General features: G+C 37.2%; 6 protein-coding genes. 5 read left to right on the forward strand and 1 reads right to left on the reverse strand.

Annotation, left to right across the window (positions count from 1 at the left end; genetic code table 11):
* Positions 1–66: 66 nt before the first annotated feature.
* The 3 genes from P3F56_RS09445 (at position 67) to P3F56_RS09455 (ending at position 6269) form a co-directional block, all read left to right on the forward strand.
* The gene (locus P3F56_RS09445; protein ID WP_281152608.1) at positions 67–1293 is read left to right on the forward strand and encodes a sensor histidine kinase; all 1227 of its coding nucleotides are present in this window, start codon (positions 67–69) and stop codon (positions 1291–1293) included.
* A gap of 383 nt (positions 1294–1676) precedes the next feature.
* Positions 1677–2669 carry a (S)-8-amino-7-oxononanoate synthase BioU gene (bioU, locus tag P3F56_RS09450; protein WP_281152609.1) on the forward strand — a complete coding sequence of 331 codons (993 nt, stop codon included), beginning with the start codon at positions 1677–1679 and terminating at the stop codon, positions 2667–2669.
* A 2157-nt stretch (positions 2670–4826) separates the two neighbouring features.
* Positions 4827–6269, forward strand: a complete 1443-nt coding sequence (locus P3F56_RS09455; protein WP_281152610.1) for a phosphoglucomutase/phosphomannomutase family protein — start codon at positions 4827–4829, stop codon at positions 6267–6269.
* 299 nt (positions 6270–6568) lie between these two features.
* Here the strand turns inward: P3F56_RS09455 and carB are convergent, their stop codons facing one another.
* Positions 6569–9814, reverse strand: coding sequence for a carbamoyl-phosphate synthase large subunit (gene carB, locus P3F56_RS09460; protein ID WP_281152611.1), 3246 nt, complete (start codon positions 9812–9814; stop codon positions 6569–6571).
* A gap of 818 nt (positions 9815–10632) precedes the next feature.
* On the opposite strand from carB, the gene P3F56_RS09465 reads away from it, so the two are divergent.
* Positions 10633–11796 carry a GuaB3 family IMP dehydrogenase-related protein gene (locus P3F56_RS09465; protein WP_281152612.1) on the forward strand — a complete coding sequence of 388 codons (1164 nt, stop codon included), beginning with the start codon at positions 10633–10635 and terminating at the stop codon, positions 11794–11796.
* Between the two features lie 528 nt (positions 11797–12324).
* Positions 12325–12828 carry a YceD family protein gene (locus P3F56_RS09470; protein WP_281152613.1) on the forward strand — a complete coding sequence of 168 codons (504 nt, stop codon included), beginning with the start codon at positions 12325–12327 and terminating at the stop codon, positions 12826–12828.
* The last annotated feature ends 140 nt before the right edge of the window (positions 12829–12968 follow it).

A 12968-nucleotide genomic window follows, 5' to 3' on the forward strand; every position in this document is an offset into this window, starting at 1 on the left:
CCAACAGATGACTTACAGTAGGCTATCAGTTCATTGATTTTCTTTATTCTCGGTTTCTTATTAGGGATGGTTATTTGGGGGTGTAGTTACTACCGCTTCAAATACCAATTGCAGAAAATATTGACTGCTTCGCCCGATACGGAGGATTTAGTTAAGTCTTTATCTACAACGTCTCTAGTACGGCGGGAAATTCTTTATCTTCAAGAAACGTCTCAACAACAAGCTATAGAATTACAACGACAACAATATATCCTGGAGTTGGCTCCCATTGGTTATCTACACATTGATCGGGATAATCAATTGCTGTGGTGTAATCAACAAGCGCGACAGTTGCTCCATATTGATCGTTGGCAACCTGGCCAAGTCCGTCTTTTCCTCGAGTTAGTTCGTTCCTATGAACTTGATCAACTAATTGAAAAAACACGTAATACTCAGACTGCTCAAGTAGAAGAGTGGGTGTTTTATAAAACACCCTATGTCAGTCAAGTGCTTGTAAATAATGGAGCTATTGCCCTCAAAGGGACAGGCTATCCTCTCCAGAATCAAGCTGTGGCAGTTTTCTTGGAAAATCAACAACCATTAGTAGAACTATCGCAATCGCGTGATCGCGCTTTTTCGGATCTTACCCATGAACTACGAACCCCTTTAACCTCTATTTTTTTAGTGGCTGAAACGTTACAGACTCACCTAGAAAATCCTGAACGTCGTTGGGTTGAAAAACTATTGAAGGAAACCACTCGCTTAATTCATCTAGTCGAAGATTGGCTTGATCTGAGTGAAATCGAAAATAATCTTCATCGAAATCTCACTTATGAACGCCTAGCTTTAGATAAATTAATTTTGTCAGCGTGGCAGACTTTAGATCCCCTAGCGCAAAAAACACAAGTCACTCTCGACTGTCATGGCAGTTCGGAAATTCAGTTTTCGGGTGATCGCTCTCGTTTATACCAAGCATTTCTCAATCTACTAGACAATAGTTTCAAACATAGTCCTTCTGGATCTACCATTCAAGTTCATCTTAAATTATGCGAAATTAATCAAGCTATCGAAGTTGATATTATTGATTGCGGTTCTGGGTTTTCTGAGGCAGATTTACCTTACATTTTTAATCGTTTATATCGGGGAGATATTTCACGAGTACGCGCTGGAAACGATACTCAATCTCTTCGTCAAGGAAGTGGTTTGGGTCTAGCAATTACCCAAGAGATTGTTCATGCTCATGGTGGCTCAATTACTGCTAAAAATCATCCTGATACCCACGGAGCTTGGGTAAAAGTGGTGTTTCCGACTTGAACGACCCAATTTTATAGGGGGAGCCTAAGATATTTGTTCATTGTTATAAATTAGCAATTTTAACTCAGAGGTAGGGAAGTAATTGACAGTTTTTATATGATTTAGACTATATCCAATTTAAATGGACAACAGCCTAGACCTTAAGATATTGTAATCAATATAATAAAACCAGATAGTTAAACTGTGCATAGTCAAATTAAGGGAGGTAATCGTCAAATTTTGTCATTCTTACCTATTGCCTCTTATCTTTCTTCCTTAGATGATCTTCAAAGATGTACAAGGTCTGAGCTCATAAATTATGAGAGAGATTTTTAAGATAATCGCGAATAACTTCATTCAGCATTAATAATAAAGGATGAATGGAATAGTGAAAGAGACAAATAATGAATATCAATAGCACGCTCAAAGTGGGAGTCTTAGGATTTGGGGGACTAGGACAAGCGGCTGCCCGAATTCTTACTCCTAAACAAGAGATGACCTGGGTAGCGGCCGCCGATCTTAAAGGTTATGGTTATTGTGAGAGGGGATTAGATCCGGATCAAGTAATCTCCACCTATCACGAAAAGGGGTCGATTGGCTATTGTGAGCCCTATGGAACCTTCAGTAACAAAAGTATTCAAGACTTACTTGAAACTAAGACGGTTGATGGCTATTTCTTAGCTTTACCTAACCTTCCTAATACCTTTATGGCGGATGTTACTAGGCAATTTATCTCGTCAGGGTGGCGAGGAGTGTTAGTAGATGCCCTCAAGCGTACCAGTGCAGTCGAACAATTACTCAAATTACAATACGAATTAGCTCAAGCCGGAATCACTTACTTAACCGGATGTGGGGCAACTCCTGGGTTGCTCACCGCCGCTGCAACCATAGCGGCCCAAAGTTACGCCGAGGTTCACCGTGTTAAAATCTCCTTTGGAGTCGGTATTGCTAACTGGGAAGCCTATAGAGCTACAATTCGTGAAGATATCGCTCATTTGCCAGGGTTTGACGTAGAAAGAGCCAAGGGTATGAGTGATGCTGAGGTAGAAGCCTTTTTAGACAAAACCAATGGGATTTTAACCTTAGAAAATATGGAACACGCCGATGATATTATGCTAGAACTGGCGGGGGTTTGCGATCGTGATCGGGTAACAGTTGGGGGTGTAGTTGATACTCGTAACTCCAGAAAACCTTTAAGTACTAATGTTCAAGTAACCGGGCGTACTTTTGACGGAAAAATCTCCACTCATACTTTCGCTCTAGGAGACGAAACCAGTATGGCGGCCAACGTTTGCGGACCTGCTTTTGGTTATCTTAAGGCAGGTATGGCGCTACATCGTCGTGGAATTTATGGACTATTTACTGCCGCGGAAATAATGCCTAAGTTTGTGAAATAAAACACTTTTATCAAACGACAGGCAATATTCAAAATTCTGGTTTTTAAATAGGAGATATGAGACATAATGTAATATGATCATATAAATCCGATCCAATACGGCTCAACTCGGTTAAGCGTGGATATAGTAATGGTTCGTGTTCAGTTTACGCGAACTATTTCCTCTTGATATTTATATTTACTTTCTTATAATTGGATGTGAATAGGCTTGAATAAGTCGAAAATAGATTTTACAGTGGGGATTTAGGAGCCGATTGTTCTCTGCCCATTGAGTTCGGTCTCCTCTGTCCAGGAGGATGATAAGGGGAGTCATTCGGTTACTTTCGAACACCCTTTGCTTGATTTGAACGGTATTAGTTTTTTGATAGTTGAAGGAAGAAATGGGATCGTTCCTAGATCTGTACAGAGACGTAAGGGCAATAGCGGTAAAGAGCTTGGGCGTATTTAGTGGGGGTTTGGGGGATTCTATGAAAGGCACCAAAAATGAGGTAAAAGTGGTGATCGGGGAGATATATCCCAGTTCCCGGACTTAGAGATTCTAGTAAGATGTTAAAGTTTTTAACTTGACTGAAAATGTACCTCGTCTTCAATAAAAGCCACATTGGCGGGGAGCCACTATGATTTTTCTGTACGGAAGGGATAACGGTAGAGCTGTGCACCACCAGTTAACTACTTTTCAAATCTTTGATTTGATAGGAGCAATTTAGCTCATAAAATACTTCGGCAGAATCGAGAAGAGATTTCATATCCATAGCGCCAGACGTTAATAAATATGGCTTCTAGCATAAAGCTGCTGTTCTCCTTTCTCACTACAACTCTCCGTTAAACATGAGTTTGACGGAGAGTTGCAATCTTGATTGTTGGCGGTTACTCTTTTATATAATTGTCAACTTCGTCATATTTTGACTTGGATATTGAGAATAAGAGCAGTGTTTTTAAATCTTATTAGATTTATTTCATAATTCAGTTATGATAAAAACTTTGGAAGTTATTAGCTACGATTGATAATCTTAAAATAATTGAGAATAAGTTGAATGTACAATACAAAAATCTACTTCTTTTCTGTCCTCTAGTTTATGGCGATGATAGTGTTGCCTTTGTTTGTGATGAAAGATTATGACTATAGTAGCTACCACTTATTTAAAAGAAATTGTGCTCTTCTGAATTATTTATCTTATTATCTATATTTTTTTGAAAAAATATTTTAGCTTTTTACTTATTTTTTAATGTATTTTATGTTGATGGGCTTTAAAAAGCTAATTATCGTTTTGCCAAATAAAATATAATCTTGATATAACTCAAAAATATCACTAATAAAGTTAATAGGTATGAAATATTCAGTAAAAAAAAATTAGATATTATAAATAGACAAAAAAATATCTACAGTAAGAATATGGTAAAGAGTAGTTTGATAACTTTTATAAATTAAGATAAGAAACATTACCCTAAGCAATAACATATAAAATATTGATAGTTTTTTAAGATAAATGTAAGTAGACTAATCATAAAAAAATACAGGAAATAACAAAGTCAACACTTCATTTAATAACTTTCTTGAAAGAGGTAAAATAATTATGTGTCAGTTTAAATAAATCTAAGAAATAGAAAATGTATAGTATCTTTTTTATAAGATAAATAGATCTTAGAATAATTCAGGATAGATTCATTTACCCTTTATAAGGGGTAAATTAATCTATCCTTACAGTCAAATAGTAGCGAGTAAATTTGATGTTATGAAACAGACTAATGAATACCTAAACTTTCAAAAAATAAAAACAAGAGAATAAAGGCGAAAAAAAAGACGAACAATGTAAAATAGATAAAGCTCAAAAACTACCATAAATATTATAAAAATATGTTAAATAAAATGAAATATAGCAAATTTATTAAACCTAAAAAATTTGCTATATAGTATAATTTTCTGATATGCCTTGGCAATTCTATGGTTAGTTAAGTCTCAAAAATAAGCTATAATTTTGTATTTTTTCCCAAAAAAAATACAAAATTATAAAAAAAATCACACTAATTCTAGGAAAACTAGATTTTTTACATGTAAATATTATTAATTTACATGTAAAATACTTCCTTAAACTGTTCTCAAAGAGAACTCAAGAGGCTAATCTAAAAAGGAGTCAATATTTGTTAAAGGTTCTTTACTATGCTCTTTTCTGTTAACCCGATTAAATTTGGCACTGATGGCTGGCGTGGTGTTATTGGTGCTGAGTTTACTTTTGAACGAGTCGCTTTGTTAGCCCCCCTCGCAGCCAAAATCTTAGCTGATAATTATGGAACCCCTGATAGAAAACATCAAGTGATTGTGGGATATGATCGTCGATTTTTAGCCGAAGAATTTGCTCAAGTTGCCGCTGAAGCTATACAAGAAGCAGGATTTGATGTGGTATTATCCCAATCTTATGCCCCTACTCCCGCCTTTAGTTGGGCAGCTAAACAACAAAATTCTTTAGGCGCGATTGTCTTAACCGCAAGTCACAACCCCGCTAAATATTTAGGATTAAAGGTAAAAGGAGCGTTTGGTGGCTCAGTTTCTCGGAAAATAACCCAGCAAATTGAAACTTTATTGCTTAATCCTCCTATTTTTAATTGTAAATCAGGAACCTTAACCTACTTTGATCCTTGGGAAAGTTACTGTCATGGATTACAACAAAAAGTTAATATCGAAACCATTCGCGGGGCTATTTCATCAGGTAAATTAAAGGTGTTTGCTGATGTGATGCACGGGGCTGCTGCAACAGGCTTAAAACGATTATTAAGCTGTGCTATTGAAGAAATTAACGGTGATCGCGATCCATTATTTGAAGGAGGTGCGCCTGAACCTTTGCCTCGTTATTTATCGAAGTTATTTAATGCTATCAAAACTTCAACCCGTCAGGGAGACAATAGATTAAGAGTTGGTTTAGTTTTTGATGGAGATGGTGATCGCATTGCTGCAGTAGACGGACAAGGAAATTTTCTAAGTTCTCAAGTTTTAATTCCTATTTTAATTGATCATTTAGTCAAACGTAAGGGCTTTACAGGGGAAATTATTAAAACTGTAAGTGGTTCAGATTTAACTTCTCGTCTAGCACAACTTTATGGTCTTTCAGTTTATGAAACCCCCATTGGTTATAAATATATTACGGATCGAATGTTAACTACTGATAGCTTGATTGGCGGAGAAGAATCTGGTGGAATTGGTTATGGAACTCATATTCCTGAACGCGATGCTTTATTATCAGCTTTATATGTCTTAGAAGCTATGGTGGAAAGTAGCAAAGATTTAGGTGAATATTACGACTATTTACAAGATAAAACCAATTTTTATAATGTTTATGATCGTCTTGATTTACCCTTAGCTGATATAGAAGTTCGAGCAAAACTAGTAGAAAAATTACAACAAGAACCGTTAACTAAAATTGCTGGACAAAAAGTACTAAATTGTTCAACTAAAGATGGTTATAAACATCGCTTAGATGATGGAAGTTGGTTATTGATTCGCTTTAGTGGGACTGAACCAGTATTAAGATTATATTGTGAATCAATAACCACCAAACAAGTCCATCAAATTTTAAATTGGGTAAAAGACTGGGCAAATTCAGTTTAACTTAACGTTAGTTTCGATTAGGATTACTTAGCCACTCATTTTACGGACCAATTATATATAAATCAGATGATAGAATTAGACAGTTAGCCTGACTAAAATTTAGAGGATACAAAATACTATTTCTGTACACTATTATTAGGAAATCTATCTCTAAAATCTCAAGTAATTTAATTGATAAATAACTCATTGATTTTATTAAAACTACGCTTGATCTTGTGTTAAAAGATTACAACTTTCAACTCTGGAGATTCTGACCTTTTATTGTGTTAAGCTAGGCGGGTATTGCCCACCTGATAATTTTAAAAAAAATAGTCCTGTAACGCCTTAACTTCTAGAGGTTGAGTTTGTAAAGCTCGAATAGCTGCAACAGTTGCTTTTGCCCCTGCTATTGTTGTAATAACAGGTAATTTATAATCCAAAGCAGTACGACGAATTAAGCGACCATCCACCTGAGATTCTTCACCACTGGGAGTATTGATAATAAATTGAATCTGCTTATTTTTAATCCAATCTATTATATGAGGACGACCTTCATGGAGTTTAAAAACAACTTCTACATCTTCAATTCCATTATCGGATAATACTTTTTGAGTCCCTGAAGTTGCGACAATTTTAAATCCTAAAGAAACTAGGTCTTTAACAACTGAAACCGTTGAAAGTTTATCTCGATTACTCATGGAAACAAATACCGTTCCGGTCGTAGCTAAGTCAACTCCAGCAGCAATTTCTGCTTTAGCAAAAGCTTTTCCAAAGTCATCATCTATTCCCATTACTTCCCCAGTAGAACGCATTTCTGGTCCTAATAACGTATCAGTTTCTGGGAATTTTTGGAAAGGTAAAACTACTTCTTTAACAGCGATATGACGTGGAACAAGTTCCTCAGTTATTTTTAACTCTTTTAAAGTTCTTCCTGACATAAGTAAAGAGGCAATTTTAGCTAAAGGTCGTCCTGTTGCTTTAGACACATAGGGGACGGTGCGAGATGCACGAAGATTTGCTTCTAAAATGTAAACAGTTTCCCCTTGAATAGCATATTGAATGTTCATTAACCCGATAACTTTCAATCTATTTGCTAAGTGAGTTGTCCAAGTTCTAATAGTATCAATAACTGTGGCTGAAAGGGTGGTAAAAGGAAGAGAACAAGCCGAGTCTCCAGAGTGCACACCTGCATGTTCAATGTGTTCCATAATGCCGCCAATAACCACGTTTCCGGTTATATCACACAAAGCATCAACATCAACTTCGATCGCATTTTCAAGAAACTTATCAATTAGAATAGGATGGTTAGGTTCCACCTGTACAGCGTATGTCATGTAACGTTCTAATTCTTCATCAGAATAGACAATTTCCATGGCTCTTCCTCCCAACACATAGGAAGGACGTACAACGACAGGATAACCAATACGAGAAGAAATAACTAACGATTCTTCATAACTGCGAGAAATTCCGTTAGGGGGTTGTCTAATGTCAATATCATGTAATATCTTTTCAAAGCGTTCCCGATCTTCTGCAGTATCGATCGCGTCGGGAGAAGTTCCCCAAATTTTAGTTTGGACAGGGCACTCGGGACTATCGAGGTATGCCTGCAAGGGAACTGCTAATTTCAAGGGAGTTTGACCCCCAAATTGGAGAATGATTCCCACAGGGTTCTCAGTTTCGATAACGTTCAAGATATCTTCTTTAGTTAGGGGTTCGAAATACAACCTATCGCTTGTATCGTAATCGGTGGAAACGGTTTCAGGGTTAGAATTCACCATAATGGTTTCAAACCCTGCATCGCTGAGGGAAAAGGATGCATGACAGCAACAATAGTCAAATTCAATTCCTTGTCCAATACGGTTAGGACCTGCCCCTAAGATCATGACTTTCTGTTTCTCAGTAGGAGTTACTTCTGTTTCTGAAGGTTCATAAGTGGAATAGAAATAGGGAGTAAAGGCTTCAAATTCTGTCGCGCAAGTATCTACAACCTTGTAGACCGGAATGATGCCCAAACTCTTGCGATAGCTTCTGACCTCATCTTCATTAGTTTTCGTTGCAAAAGCAATTTGGTAATCGCTAAACCCTTGTTGTTTAATTAACCGCATTTTTTGGATCGTAATGTCAGTTAAGAGAGTTTGTTTGAGGAATTTTTCGCTTTCACTGAGTTCTTCTAACTTATCCAAAAACCAGATGTCAATGGCAGTCAATTCGTGAATTTCGTCTACGGTCATCCCCAGTTGCAACGCATGATATATACTATAAACACGGTCAGGGTTGGGAGTTCGTAGATTGGCGCAAACTTGGGATAGAGTGGGTAAGGTTTCTTTTCGGTCGCAACCGAAGCCATGTCGTCCTGTCTCTAGAGAGCGTAAGGCTTTTTGAAAAGACTCTTGAAAAGTTCTTCCTATAGCCATTACTTCTCCTACAGACTTCATTTGGGTAGTTAGAATGGGTGGGGAACCATGGAATTTTTCAAATGCAAAACGGGGTATTTTCGTTACCACATAGTCAATACTCGGTTCAAAAGATGCGGGAGTTTGTTTGGTGATGTCGTTGTTGATCTCATTGAGAGTATACCCCACTGCTAGTTTAGCGGCAATTTTAGCGATGGGAAACCCTGTTGCTTTTGATGCTAATGCAGATGATCGTGATACACGGGGATTCATTTCAATGACAATCACATCTCCATTGACAGGGTTAACAGAAAATTGAATATTAGACCCTCCCGTTTCTACGCCAATTTGGCGGATAATTGCTTGAGAATAATCTCTTAGCCGTTGATATTCTTTATCAGTTAACGTCTGTGCTGGTGCTACTGTTATAGAGTCCCCTGTATGAATTCCCATGGGGTCAAAGTTTTCGATTGAACAGATAATGACCACATTATCAGCTAAGTCCCGCATTACTTCCAATTCATATTCTTTCCATCCTAATAAAGATTTTTCGATTAAAATTTGAGACACAGGAGACGTTTCAATCCCAAATTGTACCATTGCTTCAAATTCTTCTTGGTTATAAGCAATACCTCCTCCCGTTCCTCCAAGAGTGAATGCAGGACGTATTATCAAGGGATAAGGTCCAATTTCTTGACCAATTACCTGTGCTTGTTTGAGGGTACTGGCAACACCCGAAGGACAAACAGGAACTCCAATTTTAGCCATCGCTTTTTTAAATAATTCCCGATCTTCTGCCATTTCAATAGCTGACAGTTTCGCACCGATCAACTCCACATTATACATATCCAAAACTCCAGTTTTGGCTAAAGACACCGTCACATTAAGAGCAGTTTGACCTCCCATTGTCGGTAACAACGCATCAGGACGTTCTTTGGCAATGACTTTTTCTACCATATCGGGGGTTAGGGGTTCTATATAAGTCCGGTCAGCCATTTCAGGATCAGTCATAATGGATGCTGGGTTGGAGTTGACTAAGACAATTTCATATCCTTCTTCTCGCAATGCTTTACAAGCTTGAGTACCAGAATAGTCGAATTCGCAAGCTTGTCCGATAACGATGGGGCCTGCACCTAAAATCAAGATTTTTTTTAAGTCGTTGCGACGTGGCATAAGCGTTTTTGTAGAGTAGATAGAATAAACCGAAGTTATTGTATCTACTGTCTGTAGCATTTTATGTTTACCCTAATCCTTTATTCAGGTTTAAGGGGTTTGGGAAAGGCAATAAGTAATAGGCACAAATCAAGATTTTCTTGGATTTTATATCATTATTTCTATTTAATTAACTAGATATTAATGACAGATCTCTTAATTTCAGTTTTCTTTATGACTTCATTAGAAAGTTTGATGAATTTGAAAAAACAAAAAAAATATCTATTTCCGTCAGAAATATACTTATTATAACTGGTTATTTATAAAGCAATTTTTTTATATATATGTTCATTTTAATAGGCGCTATTACATACCTATTAAAATAGGTTCATTATAAACATGTTAGTTTCTGATACTTATTTTTAGTCTCTAATAGTTAGACTTAAATTTTATAAAAAAAGATTTTTTGAAATTCTTAAAAGACTATTTTTTTATTTTTAAAATAGTCTTTTAAGAACTAAGAAATAACTTTTTTATGTCAGTTTATAAAATAGTTATTGCCACTTATAAATATAATTACTTATCGTAAGTGTACAATTACATTGCGTCCTTCTCCCTAACTTTGATAATCTTCACTTCAAATTTCTTGACTAGAAGAAAATTCAGGTAGTATTCATGCTCAATATTTTTGTTGAGTTTCATTGACTATCTTGATTTTCTATTTTCCCTCGCTCGAACACTTCTGGGAGTTATTCAAACAATTCCAAAAACCCGATCCCCTAAACCCCTCAAAATTTGATAATCTAAACTAATACTTATAGGGAACGGGATACAAATTCGTGGATATAGTGATAGGTCGAGGTAAAGTTGCCCGACGAGCCTACGGGATAGATGAAATTGCTCTTGCTCCTGGGAACCGGACTTTAGATCCGAGTCTAGCACAGACTAACTGGACTGTTGGTGGCATTGAAAGAAACATACCCATTATCGCCAGTGCAATGGATGGCGTCGTTGATGTCAAAATGGCGGTATTGCTATCCGAATTAGGAGCTATGGGAGTTCTCAACTTAGAAGGGATACAAACTCGTTATGAAGATCCTAATCCTATTCTTGATCGCATTGCATCAGTCGGGAAATCAGAATTTGTGGGGTTAATGCAAGAACTATATGCTAAATCTATCGAACCGGAATTGATTAAGGGGCGTATCACTGATATAAAAGACCACGGAGGCATTGCAGCAGTAAGTCTGACTCCAGCGGGAGCTTCTCAATATGGTCAAATTGTGGCCGAAGCAGGAGCAGATTTATTGTTTGTTCAAGCGACGGTGGTTTCTACCTCCCACTTTTCCCCTGAATCTATAAGTTCCCTGAACTTAAGACAATTTTGCCACGAAATGCCTATGCCGGTGGTTTTGGGCAACTGTGTCACCTACGAAGTCGCACTAAGTCTGATGAAAGCTGGGGCAGCTAGTGTCTTAGTAGGCATAGGTCCTGGGGCTGCTTGTACCTCCCGTGGTGTGTTAGGAGTAGGAGTTCCTCAAGCAACTGCTGTAGCTGACTGTGCCGCGGCACGCGATGAGTATTACCAAGAAACTGGACACTATATCCCTGTAATTGCCGATGGGGGTGTTGTTACAGGGGGAGATATTTGTAAATGTGTTGCCTGTGGAGCTGATGCGGTGATGATTGGATCCCCAATTGCTCGGTCTATAGAAGCCCCTGGACGGGGATATCATTGGGGTATGGCGACTCCTTCTCCAGTATTACCCAGGGGAACCCGGATCAATGTAGGAACCACTGGAACAATCAAGGAAATTCTCACCGGACCAGCTCGGTTAGACGATGGAACCCATAACTTATTAGGTGCACTCAAAACCAGTATGGGAACTTTAGGAGCAAAAACTATCAAAGATATGCAACAAGTTGAAGTTGTCATTGCACCGTCTTTATTAACGGAAGGAAAAGTGTACCAAAAAGCTCAACAGTTAGGTATGGGTAAGTAATTGATCGCAACTCCCATGTTGGTAAAGCATACAGTTTTTGTTATGAGTAGCTTATGAGTTCAGAAAATTCTATCATTGATAGTTAGACATCACGGCTTTTCTAGACTAACTATGACAAAATTTTCATAAAAAGAGCTGAAATTCTTGTTCTGCGAGATTTACAAGATTCTGAAAATTTGATTTTGATAAAAATCAAGTTTTTGTAATAATAGAGTATATTCAAAATAACAGTTATTGAAGTTATTAGCTGTAAATTTATCAGATTTAGTCTAAAAAAGCTAAGATTACTAGTTGTTCAAGACAAAAAAAACTGGCGATCCTTCTCGTGTTTGTACCTATTTCATCTTTTTTAGATGAATAGGACAATAAATCTTGTTAGAAAAATACATTAACTGGTTTTGTTAAGTATTTTGAACCTTGAATTAAACTAAACTTTAGCTTGCTTAGACTTTTTACTCTTCACCTTTAGTATGACGCTTGGTACAATAAGATTAGCGGATGATAGCCACGGATAGGAGGCCTGACACGATGCAATCCCTCTACATTCCTCATTTACTTCAACGCACAGAGAGAACCCAAAATATTCTTATTGATGATTTTATCCCTGGCTTGGATACTTTGATGCCTTTTCGTGGGACCCTGAGCATTCGTCATGGGGGAACATTCCTAGATATAAAAGTAAAAGGGGAAACTATTGTTACGTTGATCTGCGATCGCTGCTTGCAACAATACAATCATCGTATTATTGTAGATACTTCGGAAATTGTCTGGCTCGATAAAAACCTAAGTTTGTCTGACATTCCCCAAGAAAGAGAAGTTTCTTTGGAGGATTTATCGGAAACCCTTTCTCCTGATGGACATTTTAATTCTGAAACCTGGCTTTATGAACAATTATCATTGGCAATGCCTTTTAGACGGTTATGTGGAAAGAATTGTCAGCAACCTGTTGTTTCTGATTGTGTTGAAAATCTGTCCCCCATTGATAATCGTTGGGCTTCGTTAGAGTGTTTAAAACAAAAGTTTTCACAATGATAGTGGAGTTATAGTAAATAGTAGAACAGTAGACAACTGGGATTATCCAACACTGTTAACATCTGACTTGCTGGAGTCTATTCTTAACTTATTTTATAGCACTAGGTATTTATGTTAGGGCGACTTATAATCTCTTCCAC

It is taken from the genome of cyanobacterium endosymbiont of Epithemia clementina EcSB (assembly GCF_029919255.1).
Taxonomy (GTDB): domain Bacteria; phylum Cyanobacteriota; class Cyanobacteriia; order Cyanobacteriales; family Microcystaceae; genus Rippkaea.

Coding starts and splice junctions, on each gene's coding strand:
- P3F56_RS09470 (WP_281152613.1), top strand. CDS start 12,325: ATGCAATCCCTCTACATTCCTCATTTACTTCAACGCACAGAGAGAACC.
- P3F56_RS09445 (WP_281152608.1), top strand. CDS start 67: ATGGTTATTTGGGGGTGTAGTTACTACCGCTTCAAATACCAATTGCAG.
- bioU (WP_281152609.1), top strand. CDS start 1,677: ATGAATATCAATAGCACGCTCAAAGTGGGAGTCTTAGGATTTGGGGGA.
- carB (WP_281152611.1), bottom strand. CDS start 9,814: ATGCCACGTCGCAACGACTTAAAAAAAATCTTGATTTTAGGTGCAGGC.
- P3F56_RS09455 (WP_281152610.1), top strand. CDS start 4,827: ATGCTCTTTTCTGTTAACCCGATTAAATTTGGCACTGATGGCTGGCGT.